Raw genomic sequence first — 20,941 nt, forward strand, 5'->3', positions numbered from 1 at the left:
ATTGTTCACGTTTTATAAAATAAATCATATATTGATAGCATAGGACAAGCTGAAAAGCTTATTCTAACCTCACAGAACACTCCTTATCACGGTTAGGCATCTACTTATGTAGATGCCTTTTTTAATTAAATAACTGACAATTATTTATCAATCTAAAGTAGCAAGTATATTAGGACTATTAGGGGAAGATTGACGGTAATCATTACAGTATGATTAATAAGAGTGTTGAAATGTAAGGAGTGAGAAAGAAGTGCTAAATATTTTAATGATTAATTTTCCAGCAGAGGGACATGTAAACCCGACATTAAGTTTAGTCAAAGCCTTTACTGAACGGGGGAATCACGTACACTATATTACTACAGAACACTTTAAAGGCAGAATTGAAGATTTGGGAGCTACTGTATATACCCATCCAGATTTATTAAAGGATATTTCTATTGATACTGAAACTTCATATGGATTGAACTCTTTCTTTCATGTACATGTTCAAACTTCTTTATATATATTAGAAATTACGAAACAATTATGTGAAAGCATTAATTTTGATTTCGTAATTTATGATATATTTGGTGCTGGAGAGTTAGTAAAGGAGTATTTACAAATTCCAGGCATAGTTTCTTCTCCTATATTTTTAATTCCTACTGAATTTTTGGAGACTTTACCTTTTCATCCTAATGCAGAAATACCATTCCAACCTGATGAAATTTCTGAACAGTTACTATATCGAATGGAACATGAATTTGGAGTAAAGCCTAAAAACAATCTTCAATTTATGCATAACAAGGGAGATATTACTCTTGTGTACACAAGTCGTTACTTCCAACCTAATAGCGATTTGTTTGGAGAAAATAACATTTTTATTGGACCAAGTATTTCAAAGCGTAAAACAAATGTAGAGTTTCCACTTGAATTGCTTAAAGGTAAGAAAGTTATTTATATTTCAATGGGGACACTGCTTGAAGGACTTGAACCATTCTTTAATACTTGTATTGATACTTTCTCAGATTTTAAAGGGGTAGTTGTAATGGCAATTGGTGATAGAAATGATCGTTCTAAAATTAAGAAAGCGCCAGACAATTTTATAATTGCTTCATACGTACCCCAATCAGAAATATTAAATGAAGCAGATGTTTTTATTACACATGGCGGCATGAACAGTGTACACGACGCTATTTATTTTAATGTCCCATTTGTCATCATTCCACATGATAAAGATCAACCGATGATAGCACAAAGACTAACTGAGCTGGAAGCTGCACATAGGTTATTGAAAGAGCATGTTAATGTACAAAGTTTAAAAGAAGCGGTAACAGACGTACTTTTAAATGAAAAGTATAAGCATGGTATACGAAAACTGAAGGATAGTTTTTTAGATTGTGGTGGTTCAAATGAAGCAATCACAGTGATTACATCTCTTTTAAATAAATAGTGTGGGTAATATAAAAGCATAGAGGCTCAACCTTTATGCTTTTATATGATTATCCCGCAAACTGCACAGCAGTATTTGCATGTAAAAAAGCAGTATCAAAAACAGGAACAGTAAGGTCGTTTTGGGAAATGAGCAACGGTATTTCGGTGCAACCTAGTAGTATACCTTCTGCGCCATTTTGAATTAATGATTTTGTAATTTGTAATAGCTTTTCTTTTGATGTTTCTGAAATAATTCCTTTACTTAATTCATTTAAAATAACATGATGAATAAAATTTCTTTCCTCTTCATTTGGGATGATTGTCTCAATGTTATAGTTTGCTAGACGTGATTTATAGAAGTCTTGTTCCATCGTTTGTTTCGTACCCAATAATCCGATACGCTTTATATTCTGTTCTACCATTTCTTTAGCACTTACATCACCTATGTGAAGAAGTGGAATGGATATTGCACTTTCTACTTCTTCAGCAAATAGATGGACCGTATTGGAACACATTAATAAACATTCAGCTCCGGATTTTTCAACCTTCTTTGCAACAGTAACTAATTCGTTTTTCACTTCTTCATATTGATGATTTTGTAATAAAGTCGTTACTTCACCAAAGTCCATGCTATATAAAACAAGCTTTGCATTTTGGTCGTATTGAGAGAGTGTAAGTGTATTAATATGTTTATAGTATAATGATGTAGATTCCCAACTTAGTCCACCAATTAAACCAATTACTTTCATCGTACATTCCTCCCGTAACTATTTTGAATTCATTATTACATAATTCCGATAAGAATACAATGATTTAAATGTACTATTAAACAAAAAAATAAAAATAATTAGAAAAGTGTTGAAATTTATACTTTTTAATGCCATAATACGAATTACAAATTAATACTTATCCAGAGAGGTGGAGGGAACGGCCCTATGAAACCTCAGCAACCCCTATGTAAATGTATAGGAAGGTGCTAAGTCCGCGGAGAACACGATGTGTTTTTTGGAAGATAAGAGGATTCTTAAATGTGAAAGAAAATGACCTCTTATGTAAGAGGTCATTTTTTGTTGTATAGAAAGGGAGTGTCGATGCATAATTCATTTTCAAAATAAATATAGAGTAATAAAAGTTGACTATTAAGAGGGGGGAATTGTTATGAACAAATTATCAACAAAATTAGTAGTGGCAATCGGAATTGGAGCAGCATTATACGGGATATTAGGACTTTGGGGATTTTCTATTGCACCAAATACATTTATTAAACCTGCATTAGCTATTTTAACCGTTTTTGGAGCGTTATTTGGTCCAGTGGCAGGACTGTTAATAGGACTTATCGGTCATACCGTAACAGACACAATCGCTGGCTGGGGGATTTGGTGGGGATGGGTTATTAGTTCAGGCATTATTGGCTTTGCAATGGGGTTCATTCAAAAAAGAGTTGGCTTTAGTGTGAAAAACGGGACATATAATAAGGGAGATATTTCTTATTTAGCCATTACTGGCTTAATTGGAATTGTCATTGCTATTATATTTGCTGGGGCATTCGATATTATTGTAATGGGAGAACCGTTTGACAAAATTGTTATACAAGTGTTAGGTGCAACAATTGCTGACGTTATTGTATTTTTAGTTCTTGGATTGCCAATTACAATAGGCCTAGCTAAATCAAATAAGAAACATACACATTTAAAAATTGAAAAGTAGGGATATTAAAATGCAACCAATTATTTCTTTTGAACAATTCAACTTTCAATATAAGCATGCAGCGCAGCCTACTGTGAAAGACATTACATTTCATATATATTCTGGGGAAAAAGTGCTAATTGCTGGACGAAGTGGTTCAGGGAAATCAACGTTAGCTCATTGTATGAATGGGCTAATCCCATTTTCTTATGAAGGGACTAGTACTGGTAATATTTTAATTGCTGGAAAAGATCCGAGGAAAAAGAGTGTTTTTGAACTAAGTAAACATGTAGGCACAATTTTGCAAGATCAAGATGCACAATTTATTGGTCTTACAGTAGAAGAAGATGTAGCCTTTTATTTAGAAAATGAATGTGTAAATCAGGATGAAATGAAAAAGATTGTCTCGGAGTCATTAAAAAAGGTAGGGATGCATACTTTTCATAAACAAAGTCCGCATGAATTATCTGGAGGGCAAAAACAAACTGTTTCTTTAGCGGGTTTGTTAACAACAAATGCTCCTATATTATTGTTCGATGAACCGTTAGCAAATTTAGATCCAGCTAGCAGCTTACATACAATTGAACTTATTAAAAATATACATAAGCAATATAATAAAACAATTGTAATTATTGAACATCGAATAGAAGAAATGTTAAATCTGGATTTAGATAAAATTATTTTAATTGATGAAGGGGAAATTGTTGCGATAGGGACACCAGATGAGATTTTAGCGTCAAATATATTACCCTCAATCGGATTAAGAGAACCTATGTACATAGAAGGATTAAAAAGATTACATTTTGATAGTAATAATGACGTAATATATCCACTTGAAAATCTTCATAAGGAAAGTATTAGTGGTGTAATAAAAGAGTGGATGGAGAAAAAAGCTTTTTGTAAAGATACTCCTACAAAAAAAGAATTATTGAAAGTAGAGAATTTATCATTTTCATATCCTAATAAACAAAAAGTATTAGAGAATGTAAATTTATCCATATATGAAGGAGAAATTGTAGCACTTTTGGGCCATAACGGAGCTGGAAAATCAACATTAGCTCATAGTCTTATAGGAATAAACAAAACAAAAAATGGCAGGATTTTAATTGATGGAGTAAATATCAATTCTTGGTCTATACGTAAACGCGGTGAGATTATATCTTATGTCATGCAAAATCCAAATCACATGATTACACAACCTACTCTTATAGAAGAGGTTTCATTCACATTAAAATTAAAAAAGGTTTCAAAGAAAGAAATTAAGTTTAGAGCGGAGGAAGCGTTAAAAATTTGTGGTTTGTATCCATTTCGAAATTGGCCAATTCAGGCGTTAAGTTATGGACAAAAAAAGAGATTAACGATTGCATCTGTACTAACAGCAAATCCAAAACTTATCATATTAGATGAACCGACAGCGGGACAAGATTATTATCATTATAAACAGTTTATGTCGTTTATTAGAAAATTAGCTAAAAAGGGAATATCATTTATTTTTATCACACACGATATGAATCTCGCATCAGAATATGCGGACAGAGCAATAGTTCTACATGAAGGGGAAATTATTGCGAATAATACCGCGTCTACTGTATTAGGGCATCCAGAAACATTAAAAAGAGCGAACTTAAAGGAGAGCTCTTTATTCAAACTCGTTAAATTTAGTGGTATTGCAAATCCTGAAAAATTTATGGAACTTTATTTTAATGATATTAGGAGGGAGGAAGGTGTATAATACATATTTCCATCGCATGGACGGAGCAGTGAAATTGTTGTTATTTATTTTTGGTATGACGCTTACCTTTTTATTTTTTGATTTTCGCGTATTGCTATTCGTATTTATAATTGGATGTATCGGACTTTTAGTTGCTAAAATTCCATTTCGTAAAATTTTTATTGTTTTTACTGTTATATTTACATTTAGTTTATTAAATTCTGTCATGATCTTATTTATTACACCAACCCATGGATCTGAATTAACTGGATCGTATACTTCATTTATGTATATTGGATATGCAACAATTACATACGAAACATTATTTTATGCAGCTACACTTTCGTTAAAGTATTTTACGTTATTACCATTTACACTTATTTTTATTTATACGACTGATCCAAGCAAATTTGTGAGTAGCTTAAGTAAATTTCGAATTCATTATAAAATTACTTATGCGATAAATATTGCATTACGTTATATACCTGATATTCAGTCCGAATATAAAGTTATTAAACATGCCCAAGAGGCGAGAGGAGTAGCTTTCGAAAAAGGAGAAGCAAGTTTATGGATCCGCATGCAAAACCGTGTCTTAATTTTTTGGCCTTTAATTATTCATTCTTTAGAGAGAATCGATACAGTTTCAAACGCAATGGATTTAAGAGGGTTCGGAAAGAAGGATACACGTACGTGGTTCTATACAAATAAAGCGAAAAGCCAGGATTTCATTGCTTTATTTGTAGGTATTTTTATTTTAATTGCTGCAGTATATGTAAAGTTACATGTATTTCAAAATTTTTGGTATCCATTTTAAAGCACTCTCAAATGAGTGCTTTTACTTATTTTTATATAGACATGCTCAAAAAAGGGATATTTACATAATGTATAATACGAACCAGTTAAAATGATCAACTACCTATTAGTTTTCAAACCAAAAGGAGGAGAAAATATGAGTTACGGTGGTTCTTGTGGTTTTGGTGGAGGTTTCGCTTTATTAGTTGTGTTATTTATTTTATTAATTATCGTTGGATGCAGCTGCTGGGGCGGAGGGTACTAATTTTTAGTTAGTCTCCACAAATGTAAAACTAAAAAACATAGAAGATACTTATGTATCGAAACAGATAAAAAAGGAGCATAATTGCTCCTTTTTTATTTATTGTTAGATGCGTTTGTATTACATTTCGGAAATGTAATTGTCAAAGTAGTACCTTTATTCATAACGCTTCGGATTTTTAAATTACCTTGCATCGTTTCAATGATCTTAACAGCAACCATTGTACCTAAACCTGTACCTTTCGTTTTTGTACTAAAATACGGTTCGCCAAATCGATTTATTTGCTCTTGTGACATACCAATTCCGCTATCTTCAATTCGTATGATAACTTTATTATTACTAATAGAAGAGGAGATATTTAAAGTACCGCCATTAGGCATTGCTTCAATACCATTTTTTAATAAGTTTAAAAAACATTGCTGAAAGTGCTGTTTATTACCAACTATTGTTGCCGTAGAGAAATCTTTTGTAATATGTATTGTATTCATATTACATAAAGGTAAGATCATATTAATAACTCGATTTAATTCTTGTTCTACTGAAATCTCATCTAATTTTTCTGAAGCAGGTTTGGCAAACGTTAAATAATCATCAATAATTCCTTGGGCGTGATGTAATTCTTCCAGTATATGCTTAATATACTCGTCTCTTGATTCTGGAGTTAAATTTGGTGTTTTTAAAAGTTGTGTAAATCCTTTTACAACAGTTAAGGGATTTCTTACTTCGTGCGATATACTAGCAGCGAGTTGGCTAACAATCTCCATTTTTTCCATTTTAATTAACTTTGATCGCATGCATACTGCATCTTTTAAAACTTCATTAAAATAAACTACAAACAACATTAAAACGGTTGGTAATATTATGAAATAAATGATGTACAAATTATTCACTTCAAAATCTGATAAAGTTAATACAATTACAGTTGTAAATATTGCTAAGAAAAATGTTAAAAACATTGCATAAGCTACTTTAATTTTTCTATTATACGTATTAAATTTTGCGGATGCGAATGCTGTAATGATAAACATTGTTCCATACACTACTATTGTTAACATACTAAATCCATAAAATGAAAATCTTGTAATTAATAAAATAGCAAACAATGTTATACCGACAGGGAAGCCACCATAAAGCGTACCTACTATAACCGGTATTTGTCTTAAATCATGAATACAATTTTCATCCATATAGATAGGATAGCGCATACATAAAATAAGAGGGATACTCGTACAAAGTATAATAAGTAGTTTTTTATATTTCTTCAAATTGCGCCCGCTATCATATATAAAATAAAAAATAAATATGCTACTTAAAATGTATAGAAGGTTATTTAACACGTGTTGATTGATATACACAAAGTTCATAATATTTGCCTCGTTATTTTTAATTTCCTTTTCATATATATTATCATGATAATAGTATAAACTATATATTTGTTTGAATAATATAGATTTATATCTTTTTAGTATTCGACACGTTTACCCACTCTTCATAAAATTCTTTAACTGATGCATATCGTTCGGTTCGATTTTCATTTACTGCGCGATACGCTATTTCATATAAATCCCTACTTGCTTCCCATTTTGTAAAGGAGCGATCTTTTCCACCACCTAAAATCGCGAAAGCCATTGCCCCCATATTAAATACATTTGTTCTCGAATCAATTATAGCGTTTAGCTCAAATTCTTCAGGAGACATAAAACGTGAGGAACCCCATAATCTTCCCATTTTATTTACGTATGGTTTTTTAGAATATAAATCAATATCACAAATTTTCGTTTCATTTGTATTAAAATTATACATAATACTACCATCATAAAAATCTATCGCTACATATTTTTTCTTTTCGACATATGTATGGAAAGAAAAAATGGAATTTAAGGATTGAACTCGTTTTCTAACAGGTAAATGCTTAAATTTATAAAATGGAGAGTTTGGATTTTTATATTTTTCAGGAGGCGGGAAACTCCAGTGCGAATGAAGACATTCACCATCAAACCAATCGAAAATTAATACATATCCAGATTGAACTGGAAAGTGTTCAATTAGTTTTATAAGCGAGTTGTGTTTTAATTCCTCGTATAGGAAAACTGAATTTTTCAAACGTTCAATAGCGTCGTTTATTGTTCCTTCGTATGCAATTGTTTGTGCCCCTGCGTATTTAATGAATTTTTTATGGCCATTTTTTTCAACACCAAAACTTATATTACCTGAATCTTGCTGGTCAAAAACTGCAAATACGGTTCCTAATTTCAATAGCCAATCAAAATTATGATGTTCTTTTAACTGGAATGTAACTTGATTTAACTGAATTTCAACTGGAATATCTTTCATATTATACCTCGCATTTATTATAATTAAGTTATATATTTCAGTATTCGACACGTTTTGTAAAAATCCTATGTGAATCACATGAAATTTATATAAATATAATAATAAATAATTATAAAAAGGTGGATAAAATGGAACAACAAATCGTTATTAAACCATATGAAAAAGAGTGGCACGAAGAGTATTTAATAGAAAAAGAGAAATTTATTTCTTTATTCGGGGAAGATTGTATTGCTATTGAACATATAGGGAGCACATCTGTACAAGGGTTAGGAGCGAAACCTTTAATTGATATGATGATTGGCGTAACAGATTTGCAAATTATCGAAAAGTGGATTGATGATCTATTAAAAATCGGATATGAGTATGTTCCAAAAGAAACACCTAATTGGCGTTTTTTTAGAAAGGGAAAATGGAGAGCAGGTACTCATCATTTACATGTTTATATTTATAATAGTGACGAATGGAAAAACAATCTTTTATTTCGAGACTTTCTAATAAAGCATGAATGGGCACGTAAAGAATATAGAGAACTAAAAGAGAGACTTGCAGCTACATATCCTTTTGATCGTGTTTCTTATACAAATGCAAAAGCACCATTTATTCAAAAGATATTAGAATTAGCTAAAACTCAAAAGAATTAACATTACAGATTTTTATCTGAAAAAATTTAAAAAATCCCTTCCTGCGTTATTTATAGGGAGGGATTTTTTCTTTTGTCATAACGATATACATCTAATTATTGGAGACAGATTAGTTTATTTATTTCGATATTTCTAGTACATTGAAAATATTAAGGGGGAATGAAGCAATGAAAGCTATTGTACATCAATATAAAAAAGGGGTAGAGGGATTAGTATATAAACTTTCATCTGAAATAAATCCTAATGCCGGGGAAGTAAAAGTAAAGTTAAAAGCAGCAGGATTAAATCATAGGGATTTATTTATTATAAACAATAGAAAAGAAATGGATCTACCGTTAGTAATAGGGTCAGATGGTGCAGGTATTGTTACAGAAATAGGAGAAGGTGTTTCAGCTGATTTATTACAAACCGAGGTCATTATTAATCCTAGTATTGGATGGGATAATATTGCCGAAGTACCAGAGTTACCAGAGGTGTTAGGGGGACCAAAAGATGGAACGTTTGCTGAATATGTAATAGTGCCCGCTGAAAATGTAGTAGGAAAACCGTCATATCTTACTTGGGAAGAGTCTGGCGTTCTATCTTTATCGGCACTAACTGCATATAGAGCGCTTTTTACAAAGGGTAGATTAAAGCGTGGGGAACATGTTTTAATTCCTGGGATAGGCGGCGGTGTAGCGACATTTGCTATGTTATTTGCAAAAGCAATTGGCGCAAAAGTAAGTGTTACTTCAAGGGTAGAGAACAAAAGAAAATTTGCCGAAGCATATGGCACAGATTTTTCTTTTAATAGTTCTGGAAATTGGGAAGAGAGTTTATGCGGAGGGAAAGTAGATTTAATAATTGATAGTATAGGTCCAGCAACATTCTTAAAATACTTTGATGTATTAAAACCGAATGGGAGAATTGTTAATTTTGGTGCAAGCTCCGGAGATAAAATTGAATTACCTTTACGAGCGTTATTTTATAATCAAATCGATATTATGGGGACATCTATGGGTAGCAGTGAAGAATTTAATGAAATGATTAAGTTTATAGAGAAATATAAGATTAAACCAATTATGGATAAAGTTTATTCGTTGGAAGAAGCGATTCAAGCGTTAAGACGTATGGAGCAGGGAGAACAGTTTGGTAATATCGCTCTACGTATGGAATAAAAATATGATTTAATAACCTATGTTTTTATATGTATATGTTATGTAATATATACACTTTTAGTTAGTGGGTTATATGATTTTAAAGGTTTTTCCATCATATATATTTTTAATGCGTGTAAATAGTTACATAATTGTCAAATGAAAAATAGTAACATGAATAAAGTGAAAATCTAAATGTGTGTAAATGTTGTATACTGTGTAAATCAAGTAAACTTGTATCTTAATTTCAAGTGAAATAAGAAATTATAAGGAGAGAGTAATGTGAATTACGCAGTATTTCAATGGATAAACAATTTAGCAGGTACATCTGTACTCTTAGATAAGGTAATGATTGCTATTACAAATAGTGCTGCATATGTGGCTATTCTATTCATGCTTATCTTATGGTTTCATAACGGAAAGAAAGAGAATGCGATAAGAAAACAATATACAGTGTTGTATACGACACTTTCAGTAATAATTGCATTGCTAGTAAATGTTTTTATTCATTTAGTATACTATCATCCACGTCCTTTTGTATCATATGATGTGAATCAATTAGTACCCCACGCAGAAAACTCATCCTTTGTTAGTGATCATTCTGTACTTGTATTATCGATTGCATTCATGTTTATTCTTAGAGGAGAAAAGTTAAGATATATCGCACTTTTGTGGGCAGTATTAGTTTGTATATCACGTTTGTATGTAGGTGTTCATTTTCCTTTAGATGTAATGGGTGCGGCTGTCATAACGATTTTAACAAGCTGTTTATTATTGCAGAAAAAACGTATTTTTGAACCAATAGCAAAACTTGTTTTCAAAATGTATGCATTCGTAGCGAAACGAATTCGTTTTTTAGAGAAATATAACCATGTAGCTTAAATTTCATAACTAGCCTTTTATAGTTTAGGAAAAAATCCCCCTTTGGAAATTCAGAGGAGGATTTTTTGTTGTATACAAGTGAATAGATTACTTGCAATAACAATTTGAGTGTTATGTAAAAAAAGAATGAATATTCTTAAATTTCACGTACTGTATTTTAAGTATTTAAATAACTAACAATAACTATAACTAGTTTCACACTGTTTTAAAGGAATTCATACGAAAACTTCGAAACATATAGTATTGAAAGTAAAAACTACATATTTTGTAGCACATCTTTGTAGTAATTAATGGTGAAAGAAAGGAGCGAAATATGCATAAACTTCAAACGAATAAAGGCGCGCGGTATTTTATGATTGCTTTTATTGTTTTGTTTCTTATTATGCTTTTGCGTTTTTTCTATATTCAAGCAGTAGGGGTCGTGCATAATGTGAATGTAAAGGATCTTGCAACTGAACAACATAATAAAAATGGTGTTTTGGAAGCGAATCGTGGCACGATTTATGATCAAACTGGAAAAGTGCTCGTTCAAGATTCAACAACGTATCGTGTTGTTGTGAATTTGAAAGGTAATGGCAAATTGAAAAATAAAGATGAAACCGCAGCGCAATTAGCTGATGCGCTTGAAATTAATAAAGAAGATGTGTTAAAGAATTTCCATGAAGGGCGTACGCAAGTTGAAATCGGAAAAGTTGGCCGGAATTTGTCTAGGGAAAAGAAAGAACAAATTAAAAAATTGAAAATCCCAGGTGTTTCTTTTATGCCTGAGAAAGCAAGAGTGTATCCAAATGAAGATTTTGCATCTTATATACTTGGTTTTGCTAGACCAGACGATAAAGGAAATACAGAAGGGAAGTTTGGGCTTGAAAAAAGTTTAGATAAATATTTGCGCTCGACAAATGGGAATATAGAATATGTGGGAGCGCGAGGAGGTATCCCGCTTACAAATGATATAGGAAAAATAGAACCTGCTAAACATGGAAATAACGTATATCTTACGCTTGATAAACAAATTAATAGTTTTTTAGAAGAAGCGATGAATAAGGCGCAAGAGCACTATGATCCTTCTATGTTAGTAGGTATTATAGCGGATCCAAAGACGGGGAAAGTTTTAGCTATGTCTAGTAAACCTAGTTTTAATCCTAATAAAGGGGATATTGAATACTTTTTAAATGATCCAATCGCAAATGCATATGAACCAGGTTCAACGATGAAAGTATTTACGTTAGCTGCAGCAATTAATGAAGGTGTATATAACGGGAAAGAATATTTTCAATCCGGCAAGTATTCAGTAGGTTCATCTGATATAAAAGATCATAATGGTGGATTTGGATGGGGATCTATTACATTTGATGAAGGTTTTGAAAGATCATCAAACGTAGCTTTTTCTATTTTAGAAGATCAGTTATTAAAACCAAATAAATTTAAGCAATATATGAACAAATTTGGTTTTAACCAAAAAACGGGAATAGATTTACCTGGTGAAAGTAAAAATACTTTATTATTAAATACACAAATTCAACAAGTAACAACTTCTTTCGGACAAGGTTCTACAGTAACTCCAATTCAATTAATCCAAGCTGCAACCGCTATAGCAAATGACGGGAAAATGATGCAACCATATATCGTTGACAAAGTTGTAAATCCAACAAACAAGCAAGTTATTATGGAAAATCAACCGAAAGAAGTTGGCAATCCGATAAAAAAAGAGACTGCGGACAAGGTAAGAGACTTAATGGAGCGTGTTATTACGTCTTCAAAAGGTACAGGTACAATGTATAAAGTCGATGGTTACCCAATAGGAGGCAAGACAGGAACAGCGCAAATTCCGAATCCTGAAAATGGACGATATATGGAAGGAAAAGAAAATTATATTTTTTCATTTTTAGGTATGGCTCCAATTGATGACCCAGAGTTAATTGTATACTTAGCTATTAAGCAGCCAAAGTTAAAGGGAGATGAATATGGAGCTCAGCCACTCGCTGAAATATTTAAACCAGTTGTGAAAAATAGCCTTGAATATTTAAAGGTGAAACCATATACAGAACAACAAATGACCGATGCAACGAAAAAATCCCAATTAAAAGTGCAAAACTATGTGAATCAATCAATAGATACGGTAGAGAATAATGTAAAAAAAGAGAAACTCCAACCGATAATTTTAGGAGAAGGAAAAATTAAAAAACAATATCCGCAGTCTGGTGAAGTAATGAGCGAAGGTGATCGTATATTTTTATTAGGAAACAACGCAACAATGCCCAATTTACAAGGTTGGTCCATGCGTGATGTTATGTATTTTTCTAAACTATTAAAATTAGATTTAAAAACTTCAGGTACGGGTTATGTAACAAATCAAAGTATTGAAAAAGGACAAGCTATACAAGAAGGCGATATATTAGAACTAGAATTAGAACCACCGTTACAACCGTTAGCAGAGGCAAATACAAATTAATTCAGGAAATATGAAGGGTCTATATAATAGACTCTTTTTTTATGATTCAAGTAATTTCACGCACCGTAATTTTTAGGGGAAATATTAAACTTAACAGTTACTAAAACAGAAAAACCTACATATATTGAAATTAGAACGACTGTTCAAATTTTTGTATGAAACGACGGAAGGAGTCTACATTGAATAAAAGACGATACGATAGCGATTTAGCCAAAGAAATAATAGCAGAGAAGGCGACAGAATTATTTTCCTTAAAAGGATATACAAGAACTTCAATTGATAACATTGCAAAAGCCTCTGGTTATAGTAAAGGACATATATATTACCATTATAAAAATAAAGAAGAATTATTTGTTTATTTAGCTAAAGACAGTATGAGAAATTGGCACGATAAATGGGAATTAGCAGAAAAACAGTATACAAACGCTACTGGGAAATTATATGGGATAGCTAAATTTGTACTTTATAATTACACAACGCCATTATTAAGAGCAGGACAAGAACTTGCCTCTGATCCGAGCGCGAACCCTTCTACAATTCAACAACTCTATGGTTTAGCTGTTATCCCTTTAAAAACATATCAAAAAATTTTGGATGAAGGTATACAAAGTGGTGAATTTTATATAGAAAATGTTGAGGATTCAAGTCTTTTATTAGGTTCATGGCTAGGTGGATTATGTCAATTCATTCATTCATTTGAAACAGAGAAATTAGAAGTTTTATTTAATGAAGCCATTACGATTTTTTTACTTTCTATTTCAAACAAACATGCGTAGCATTACAAGCGAATTAGAACGATTGTTCAAATCTTTACACTCGTCCGTTTTCATTATATGTATTAACAACAGGAGGTTTTTTATATGGGTGAACAAAGAGTCGCAATTATAACTGGCGGAGCTTCTGGTATCGGTAAAGCTTTAGCTATTCAATTAGCAAATAAAGATATATTTGTAATTATCGCAGATATTAATGAAACAAGTGGTCAAGAGCTTGTGAATAATATAAAAAATAATAATCAACTAGCTAGGTTCGAATATTTAGATGTTACTAACGCTGAATCCGTAGAGGAACTTATTATAAAAATAGTTAATGAGTTTGGTAGAATTGATTATATGTTTAATAATGCTGGGATTGCTATGTATGGAGAAGTATTCGATATGTCTTTAGATAATTGGAAACATATTATTGAAATAAATTTATTAGGAGTAATTTACGGGACACAATTGGCTTACCAATTCATGAAAAAACAAGGATTTGGTCATATCATTAATACTGCGTCTGCAACAGGTTTAGGACCTGCTCCACTTTGTACCGCGTACGCAACAACAAAACATGCTATCGTCGGTTTAACAACGTCATTACATTATGAGGCAGAAGAATACGGTGTAAATGTAAGTGTACTTTGTCCAACTTTTGTAGATACACCCATATTTGAAAAATCAATTGCAATTAATATGAATAAGGGTCAAATTATAAAACAATTAAAAACAAATAAGCCGATTTCAGCAGACAAGTTTGCTGAAATTGTACTGAAAGCTATTCATAAAAATAAATTAGTTATATGTCCAATGCCGTTTAAAAAAACAATGGACGTATTCTTTACCTTATTTCCTTATCTTCATAAAAAGCTAATGCGTTTCATATGCCGAATTGGTCGAAAAGCAAAAATGAGGCAACTATAAATATCTGATTATTTTGTATTTACAGTTAAAGTAAATTGTGATAATATGGAAAAAATCAAATGCAGTGAAGAGAAGAGTAAATAAGATGAATTTTTCACAGAGAGCTCCATTTAGCTGAAAAGGAGTAAAAATTCTTTATTGAACCAAGCCTCTGAGCAGCGCATCGGAATCTATTAATAGAGGGTGGTGTGACGGGAGCTCCCGTTATAGAGCTATGGTATAAGCATGAATGAAAATGCAGTACCAGATAAGGTTAATATGGTGACATATTAACAAACTAGGGTGGCACCGCGATAATAAATCTCGTCCCTAAGATTAAAAGTCTTGGGGGTGGGATTTTTTTATTGGTTTAAAACAATTTGGAAAGCGGGGGCCAAAAATGAAAAACTTACTTAAAGATTGGAAATATCCTTTATTACTACTGTCCGGAGTTGGTATTGCAAATTTAGGGGCATGGATTTACTTAATAGCACTGAATGTACTTGTCTATCATATGGGTGGCTCAGCCTTAGCTGTTGCTACTTTATATGTAATTAAACCATTAGCTACTCTATTTACAAACGCTTGGTCAGGAAGTATGATTGATCGTTTAAATAAACGAAAATTAATGATTCACCTCGATATATATCGCGCGGTATTTATCGCTATTTTACCATTACTTCCATCACTTTGGATCGTTTATGTATTCGTATTCTTTATTAGTATGCCCAATGCAATTTATGAGCCAACTGCGATGACGTATATGACGAAATTAATACCAGTTGAACAAAGACAACGTTTCAACTCATTGCGTAGTTTAATAGGGTCTGGTGCCTCTGTAATTGGTCCATCGATAGCGGGAGCATTGTTAATAGCAAGTACACCAGAGTTTGCTATATATATGAATGCCATAGCATTTCTCTTATCAGGAGTAATTACCTTGCTACTACCTAATCTTGATAAAAAACCTGATATTCATACATCAAATGACAGGTTGTCTCTAGCTGTACTAAAAAAAGATTGGACCATCGTTTTAAATTTCAGTAAAAAATCTTTGTATATCGTTTTCGTGTACTTCTTATTTCAAGGGATGATAGTGTTAACTGCCGCAAATGATTCACTTGAATTGTCATTTGCGAAAGAAGTTTTATTGTTAACAGATAGTGAATATGGTTTTTTAGTTAGTATTGCTGGAGCCGGATTTATTTTAGGAGCAATAACAAATACAATTTTATCAAAAAAATTAACACCTTCATTTTTAATTGGAATAGGATCATTTTTCATCGCAATCGGTTATATAATTTATGCTTTTTCAAATGGGTTTTTAATAGCTGCTATCGGATTTTTTATTTTATCTTTCTCTATGGCATATGCAAATACAGGGTTTAATACCTTTTATCAAAATAATGTCCCTGTCCATATAATGGGACGGATTGGGAGCATATATGGATTATTTATTGCAGGTATCACCATTTTAATTACGATTTTGTTCGGAGTTGCCACTCAATTTATTTCTATACAACTTGTGGTTATTATAGGTTCTTTAGTAATGTTATTTATTACTATCATCTTGTGTGTGTTTACTTTATTGCCATCACATTCTAAAGTGCATTCTTCTGAATCAATACATTCGAAATAATTCTCTTAGTTTTGATTTAAATCTTACGATGTTCAATAGGAGGGTTATCCCTCCTATATATGGAAATATAAGAAAGGAGAACAATATTGATAAACGAGGGTGATTTTTGTAATGAAAACAAAAGATCAAATAGATAACATTGTAAAAGAAACATATCGTCATATAGATTTCTCTGGGGTAATTTTAGTGAAAGAAAAAAAGGGCATAGTTTATGAAGAAGCGTTTGGTTATGCAAATCGAAATGAGTGTATAAACAATACGCTACAAACTAGGTTTGGAATTGCCTCTGGGTGTAAAATATTCACAGCTATCGGTGTCTGTCAACTTGTTGAAAATGGGGTAATTACTTTTCAAACAAAGTTAAAAGAGTGTTTAAGTGTTAACTTTCCAAACTTTAATGAAGATATTACAATACATCACCTTTTGACGCATAGTTCGGGTATTCCAGATTATTTTGATGAAAGTATTATGGATAACTTCGAAGATCTTTGGAAACAAACACCTATGTATTTATTAAAAAGTTTAAAAGACTTTTTACCATTATTTCAAAACAGAGATATGATGTATGCACCAGGAAGTAAGTTTCACTACAACAATGCAGGTTTTATCATACTGGGATTAATAATCGAAGAACAGACAGGACTTAAATTTACGGAGTATATAGAAAAAAACATATTTAATCCAATTGGTATGAATCATTCGGGCTATTTTTCTTTAGATAGATTACCAAGGCAGACAGCTCTCGGATATATAAAAGATGAAATTAGCCAGACATGGAGAACAAATGCTTACTCTATTCCGATAAAAGGTGGTTCGGATGGTGGAGCTTTTATTACTGCGTCAGACATGCTGAAGTTTTGGGAAGCGTTATTTAACTATGAAATTATAAGCCAAGAATATACAAAAATACTTTTAACTCCTCACATCCAAGTAAATAATAATCAATCTTATGGCTATGGAATATGGATTGAAACAAGAGAAAACAAGATATTCAAATATCATGTAATGGGATATGACCCAGGCGTCAGTTTTCGTTCGGCCATATATCCAGACTTAGGAATTACATTAGTTATTCCATCAAATAAAGAAGCAGGACCCGAAAAATTAATGATAGAAATAGAAGGAGGCTTTTAATTATATGGATATAGAAATTAGAGCGTATAGAAAAGAGGATGAAACCGGTTGGGTACGTTGCCGTGTGTTATCTTTTTTAGATACAGCTTATTACGATAATGTATTTAGAGAAAAGGAAAGATATGAACATCCGGCTATTGAACTAGTAGCTGTATATGAAAATCAAATTGTAGGTTTAATAGATATCGAATATGAATTAGAAGAACGTACAGTTTGTTCAAGAGGAACTGGTCTTGGTGGTATGATTTGGCATATTGCAGTTCATCCGGATTTCCGTAGAATGAAAATTGGTAATCAGCTATTAAAGGAAGCGGAGAAGTTAGCGAATGAACGTAACCTAAATCGCCTAGAAGCATGGACTAGGGACAATCTATGGGTACATGGATGGTATGAAAAGAACGGATTTGTAAAAGTAGATTCCTATTTACACGTATATAGCGATCATACAGACGAGATAAAAGGTGTAATGAAAAGTAATATAGATCAGTTATATCCAGTTCAAACATTTGCTCATTATACAGGTGAAAATAAAGAAGACATAAGAAAACAATTTAAACGAGTGCATGATTGTTTTTGTTTTGAAAAGTATTTTAGTTAACGAGAAACCCTTTATTTACTAAATAAAGGGTTTTCTAATTCTGCACGATTACATATGGATATATGGATTTTTAAATTAAAAAACATTACTATATAGTTATAAATTTTAATTATTAATTCATATGAAAGGATGTGTTAACAATTTGTATATGATCAACGGTAGCTTGTTTATTATTTTAGGGGTTATTTGTTATTTAATTGTACGTGGAATATTAATTGGTATCAAAAATAAAAAACATGTGATTTGGTGGAAAGAAATAATAAGTTTTTTATTCTTGGTCTACATTTGTATGGTTGTTGCAGTAACTTTATTCCCTTTACCAATCGGTTTTCCTTCTAATATTGAAAATCTGAATCGCTCGGTCAATATAATACCATTTGCATCAATTATTAAAGACATCAATCAAATTGGTAGTGCTTATGATGGAGATGCCCTATTTATGATTGGTCTAATTATAAGAAATGTAGGCGGAAATATTTTATTATTAATGCCTTTAGGATTTTTAGCACCAATCCTATGGGATAAATATAAAAAATTCAAAAATACAATTTTATTAGGATTTTCTATATCAACTAGTATTGAATTGCTACAATTAATTCAGTCTTTATTTAGTGGAGTGGGACGAGTTACTGATATTGATGATGTAATATGTAACGTTATAGGTTGTATTCTTGGATACTTTATTTATAAAATCACTATTATGCTAGCTGTTAAATTTAACATTCAAGTATTTAATGAGACGGATTCTAAAAGAATAGAAACTATTGATAACTAACAATTCATACGTGTTAAAGTATACATTTATTTTGAATAAAGATGATAAAAGACGTACGAGTCAAAAGTACGTCTTTTTACTTTTATAAACAAGCTTATGGCTATTACATGGTGTAACATAATAAATAGACAATAGTATAATCGGAAATGAATAATACATTAATAAAAAAGTATAAATACATTCATCCCTTGTTTATCAATGCTGTGAACGGTAATACTAAATAACATTGAACTTTTATAACAAGGGATGATCATATGATATTCATTTACACGGATTTCGGCGGAACGCATTCAACTGCACTTGCAGCAGCTTATCATTTAAATAAATTACCAACGGATCGTAAGCTAACAAAAGAAGAAATATTAAATGTGGATTACTTTAATAAATTGAAAACTGAAGATATGGGGAAAATTATTTTTCATGGAGTAGATGAAAATGGTAACCCGGTTTATACGATTGGATGCGGCGCATCAAAAATCGTTGTACCTGCGATGAAGCATTTAGGAGAGATTCTGCAAAAACATTATCAAAGTCATGAAAAGATTGTTTTTTCTAATACATCACCAACAGTACCTTTACCAATGACTTTTGGCGGTCTGTTTTCTAGAAGGTTTCACATCGACTTTATCGGTGTACCATTACTCGTATGGGGTGCAAAACTTAGCTGTGATAATGTACAAAGACTTGTTAGTTATACGAAAGAAGCCGGACGATTAACAAATGATTATGTTGTGATTTTAGATAATGAAACTTTTAAATAATGTAGGATAAAAGGAAAATCAAGCAAATTTCTTGATTTTCTTTTTAATTTGTGAAAAAGACAAGAAATATTCACATTTATCATCTATCTACTATAGCCAAAACAATAAAGTCCTGTTACTATTACAGGGATATTCTCTTTTCATAACATAAATATATAGAAAAATTAGAAAAGAGGAATTGAATTAAGGGAGGAACAACATGAAGCGTGTTGCTTGGATTACTGATAGTACAACTGCGAGTTTTACAACAGAAGGAGATAACTTTGTTATCCCAATTGAAGTTATTATTGATGGTGTGTCGTACAAAGATTGTGAAGAAGGTGTGCGTGAGCGCGTTTATAATGCTTTAAACGAAGGTAAAACTGTCACTACATCACAACCTAACATAGGGGAAATGGTAGAGTTATTTTCGAAATGCAAAGAAGAATATGAAGAAGGATTTGCAGTTGCTATTAGCGGAAAAGTAAGTGGAACCTATCAAAACATGAAGTTAGCTGCAGAAATGGCAGGTTTCCCATTAACGGTATTAGATAGTGAAACAACAAGTTATCCAATGGACGAACTAATTAGAAAAGCAAAATCGTTATACAATGATGGTATGACTTTACAAGATATACACAAAACATTAGTAGATGAAAAAAGAAGACCTTTCCACGTATTCCCGAAAAGTTTAAAAGGCCTTTATGCAAGTGGACGTGTAAAGGGAGTTCAATTTTTACTTGGAAGTTTATTAAGTGTCAACTTAATATTAGAAGTAAAAGGTGGAGAGCTTTTACTTGAAAAGAAAGTACGTAAAATCCAAAAATGTCGAGAATACATTAAAAATGAACTTGAAAAAGAATTACCAAAAGTACTTCACATGTTCCATGCTAACGATAAAGATGGAGCTGAAGAATGGATTTCAGATATTAGACAAGCATTCCCTGAAATGGATTTCAAATTATATCCATTACCAATTTCATTTGCGGTACATGCAGGTGAAGGTACAATAGCAATTAGTTATTAAGAAGAAAACCCGTGAATGATACGCGGGTTTTTTTATTTATAAATGGTGCATACCACGCCAC

20 protein-coding genes, 1 riboswitch and 1 other annotated feature are annotated in these 20,941 nt (G+C 31.7%); of the genes, 17 read left to right on the top strand and 3 right to left on the bottom strand.

What is annotated here, in order from left to right:
* The first annotated feature begins 250 nt into the window (after positions 1 to 250).
* A complete protein-coding gene (locus tag ACTFR9_RS05640) occupies positions 251 to 1,429 on the top strand; it encodes a macrolide family glycosyltransferase (protein ID WP_000932133.1) in 1,179 nt (392 codons plus the stop codon).
* A 49-nt stretch (positions 1,430 to 1,478) separates the two neighbouring features.
* On the opposite strand, the gene ACTFR9_RS05645 is transcribed toward ACTFR9_RS05640, so the two are convergent.
* Positions 1,479 to 2,159, bottom strand: a complete 681-nt coding sequence (locus tag ACTFR9_RS05645) for an aspartate/glutamate racemase family protein (RefSeq protein WP_000864406.1) — start codon at positions 2,157 to 2,159, stop codon at positions 1,479 to 1,481.
* Between the two features lie 154 nt (positions 2,160 to 2,313).
* Positions 2,314 to 2,429, top strand: a riboswitch (SAM riboswitch).
* Positions 2,430 to 2,568: 139 nt separating this feature from the next.
* Between ACTFR9_RS05645 and ACTFR9_RS05650 the strand changes: the two genes are divergently transcribed.
* From ACTFR9_RS05650 to ACTFR9_RS05665, 4 genes are all read left to right on the top strand, one after another.
* Positions 2,569 to 3,117: an ECF-type riboflavin transporter substrate-binding protein gene (locus ACTFR9_RS05650; protein ID WP_001038200.1), complete on the top strand. Its 549-nt coding sequence runs from the start codon at positions 2,569 to 2,571 to the stop codon at positions 3,115 to 3,117.
* A 10-nt stretch (positions 3,118 to 3,127) separates the two neighbouring features.
* Positions 3,128 to 4,828 (top strand): ABC transporter ATP-binding protein, encoded by a 1,701-nt coding sequence (locus ACTFR9_RS05655; protein WP_001182486.1) that lies wholly within the window; start codon positions 3,128 to 3,130, stop codon positions 4,826 to 4,828.
* Positions 4,821 to 5,621 carry an energy-coupling factor transporter transmembrane component T family protein gene (locus ACTFR9_RS05660; protein ID WP_000282909.1) on the top strand — a complete coding sequence of 267 codons (801 nt, stop codon included), beginning with the start codon at positions 4,821 to 4,823 and terminating at the stop codon, positions 5,619 to 5,621. Before ACTFR9_RS05655 ends, ACTFR9_RS05660 begins: the two co-directional genes overlap by 8 nt.
* Before the next feature lie 135 nt (positions 5,622 to 5,756).
* Positions 5,757 to 5,864, top strand: a complete 108-nt coding sequence (locus ACTFR9_RS05665) for a YjcZ family sporulation protein (protein ID WP_000120182.1) — start codon at positions 5,757 to 5,759, stop codon at positions 5,862 to 5,864.
* 92 nt (positions 5,865 to 5,956) lie between these two features.
* Here the strand turns inward: ACTFR9_RS05665 and ACTFR9_RS05670 are convergent, their stop codons facing one another.
* Positions 5,957 to 7,225 carry a sensor histidine kinase gene (locus tag ACTFR9_RS05670; RefSeq protein ID WP_001012258.1) on the bottom strand — a complete coding sequence of 423 codons (1,269 nt, stop codon included), beginning with the start codon at positions 7,223 to 7,225 and terminating at the stop codon, positions 5,957 to 5,959.
* Between the two features lie 88 nt (positions 7,226 to 7,313).
* Positions 7,314 to 8,195 carry a serine/threonine protein kinase gene (locus ACTFR9_RS05675; protein WP_048557873.1) on the bottom strand — a complete coding sequence of 294 codons (882 nt, stop codon included), beginning with the start codon at positions 8,193 to 8,195 and terminating at the stop codon, positions 7,314 to 7,316.
* Between the two features lie 128 nt (positions 8,196 to 8,323).
* On the opposite strand from ACTFR9_RS05675, the gene ACTFR9_RS05680 reads away from it, so the two are divergent.
* The 12 genes from ACTFR9_RS05680 (at position 8,324) to ACTFR9_RS05735 (ending at position 20,880) form a co-directional block, all read left to right on the top strand.
* Positions 8,324 to 8,836, top strand: coding sequence for a GrpB family protein (locus ACTFR9_RS05680; RefSeq protein ID WP_000437685.1), 513 nt, complete (start codon positions 8,324 to 8,326; stop codon positions 8,834 to 8,836).
* Between the two features lie 167 nt (positions 8,837 to 9,003).
* On the top strand, positions 9,004 to 9,993 hold the full coding sequence (locus ACTFR9_RS05685; protein ID WP_073536485.1) for a zinc-binding dehydrogenase: 990 nt from the start codon (positions 9,004 to 9,006) through the stop codon (positions 9,991 to 9,993).
* A gap of 261 nt (positions 9,994 to 10,254) precedes the next feature.
* Positions 10,255 to 10,854 carry an undecaprenyl-diphosphatase gene (locus ACTFR9_RS05690; protein ID WP_001104979.1) on the top strand — a complete coding sequence of 200 codons (600 nt, stop codon included), beginning with the start codon at positions 10,255 to 10,257 and terminating at the stop codon, positions 10,852 to 10,854.
* 313 nt (positions 10,855 to 11,167) lie between these two features.
* A complete protein-coding gene (locus tag ACTFR9_RS05695; RefSeq protein WP_000549357.1) occupies positions 11,168 to 13,306 on the top strand; it encodes a penicillin-binding protein in 2,139 nt (712 codons plus the stop codon).
* Positions 13,307 to 13,485: 179 nt separating this feature from the next.
* A complete protein-coding gene (locus tag ACTFR9_RS05700; protein ID WP_001042680.1) occupies positions 13,486 to 14,082 on the top strand; it encodes a TetR family transcriptional regulator C-terminal domain-containing protein in 597 nt (198 codons plus the stop codon).
* 84 nt (positions 14,083 to 14,166) lie between these two features.
* Positions 14,167 to 14,988 carry an SDR family NAD(P)-dependent oxidoreductase gene (locus ACTFR9_RS05705; protein ID WP_000504476.1) on the top strand — a complete coding sequence of 274 codons (822 nt, stop codon included), beginning with the start codon at positions 14,167 to 14,169 and terminating at the stop codon, positions 14,986 to 14,988.
* Between the two features lie 55 nt (positions 14,989 to 15,043).
* Positions 15,044 to 15,302, top strand: a binding site (T-box leader).
* Between the two features lie 65 nt (positions 15,303 to 15,367).
* Positions 15,368 to 16,606 carry an MFS transporter gene (locus tag ACTFR9_RS05710; RefSeq protein WP_000793330.1) on the top strand — a complete coding sequence of 413 codons (1,239 nt, stop codon included), beginning with the start codon at positions 15,368 to 15,370 and terminating at the stop codon, positions 16,604 to 16,606.
* Between the two features lie 111 nt (positions 16,607 to 16,717).
* A complete protein-coding gene (locus ACTFR9_RS05715; protein WP_073536484.1) occupies positions 16,718 to 17,740 on the top strand; it encodes a serine hydrolase domain-containing protein in 1,023 nt (340 codons plus the stop codon).
* Positions 17,741 to 17,744: 4 nt separating this feature from the next.
* Positions 17,745 to 18,338, top strand: coding sequence for a GNAT family N-acetyltransferase (locus ACTFR9_RS05720; protein WP_000350625.1), 594 nt, complete (start codon positions 17,745 to 17,747; stop codon positions 18,336 to 18,338).
* Between the two features lie 142 nt (positions 18,339 to 18,480).
* Positions 18,481 to 19,113: a VanZ family protein gene (locus ACTFR9_RS05725; RefSeq protein WP_139264496.1), complete on the top strand. Its 633-nt coding sequence runs from the start codon at positions 18,481 to 18,483 to the stop codon at positions 19,111 to 19,113.
* 254 nt (positions 19,114 to 19,367) lie between these two features.
* On the top strand, positions 19,368 to 19,874 hold the full coding sequence (locus tag ACTFR9_RS05730) for a DUF3189 family protein (RefSeq protein ID WP_000576331.1): 507 nt from the start codon (positions 19,368 to 19,370) through the stop codon (positions 19,872 to 19,874).
* Between the two features lie 199 nt (positions 19,875 to 20,073).
* Positions 20,074 to 20,880, top strand: a complete 807-nt coding sequence (locus ACTFR9_RS05735) for a DegV family protein (protein ID WP_000831948.1) — start codon at positions 20,074 to 20,076, stop codon at positions 20,878 to 20,880.
* Positions 20,881 to 20,941 lie beyond the last annotated feature (61 nt).

The organism is Bacillus cereus group sp. MYBK222-1, assembly GCF_051916425.1.
GTDB lineage: Bacteria > Bacillota > Bacilli > Bacillales > Bacillaceae_G > Bacillus_A > Bacillus_A paranthracis.

Coding starts and splice junctions, on each gene's coding strand:
- ACTFR9_RS05645 (WP_000864406.1), bottom strand. CDS start 2,159: ATGAAAGTAATTGGTTTAATTGGTGGACTAAGTTGGGAATCTACATCA.
- ACTFR9_RS05650 (WP_001038200.1), top strand. CDS start 2,569: ATGAACAAATTATCAACAAAATTAGTAGTGGCAATCGGAATTGGAGCA.
- ACTFR9_RS05655 (WP_001182486.1), top strand. CDS start 3,128: ATGCAACCAATTATTTCTTTTGAACAATTCAACTTTCAATATAAGCAT.
- ACTFR9_RS05665 (WP_000120182.1), top strand. CDS start 5,757: ATGAGTTACGGTGGTTCTTGTGGTTTTGGTGGAGGTTTCGCTTTATTA.
- ACTFR9_RS05670 (WP_001012258.1), bottom strand. CDS start 7,225: ATGAACTTTGTGTATATCAATCAACACGTGTTAAATAACCTTCTATAC.
- ACTFR9_RS05675 (WP_048557873.1), bottom strand. CDS start 8,195: ATGAAAGATATTCCAGTTGAAATTCAGTTAAATCAAGTTACATTCCAG.
- ACTFR9_RS05680 (WP_000437685.1), top strand. CDS start 8,324: ATGGAACAACAAATCGTTATTAAACCATATGAAAAAGAGTGGCACGAA.
- ACTFR9_RS05685 (WP_073536485.1), top strand. CDS start 9,004: ATGAAAGCTATTGTACATCAATATAAAAAAGGGGTAGAGGGATTAGTA.
- ACTFR9_RS05695 (WP_000549357.1), top strand. CDS start 11,168: ATGCATAAACTTCAAACGAATAAAGGCGCGCGGTATTTTATGATTGCT.
- ACTFR9_RS05705 (WP_000504476.1), top strand. CDS start 14,167: ATGGGTGAACAAAGAGTCGCAATTATAACTGGCGGAGCTTCTGGTATC.
- ACTFR9_RS05710 (WP_000793330.1), top strand. CDS start 15,368: ATGAAAAACTTACTTAAAGATTGGAAATATCCTTTATTACTACTGTCC.
- ACTFR9_RS05715 (WP_073536484.1), top strand. CDS start 16,718: ATGAAAACAAAAGATCAAATAGATAACATTGTAAAAGAAACATATCGT.
- ACTFR9_RS05720 (WP_000350625.1), top strand. CDS start 17,745: ATGGATATAGAAATTAGAGCGTATAGAAAAGAGGATGAAACCGGTTGG.
- ACTFR9_RS05730 (WP_000576331.1), top strand. CDS start 19,368: ATGATATTCATTTACACGGATTTCGGCGGAACGCATTCAACTGCACTT.
- ACTFR9_RS05735 (WP_000831948.1), top strand. CDS start 20,074: ATGAAGCGTGTTGCTTGGATTACTGATAGTACAACTGCGAGTTTTACA.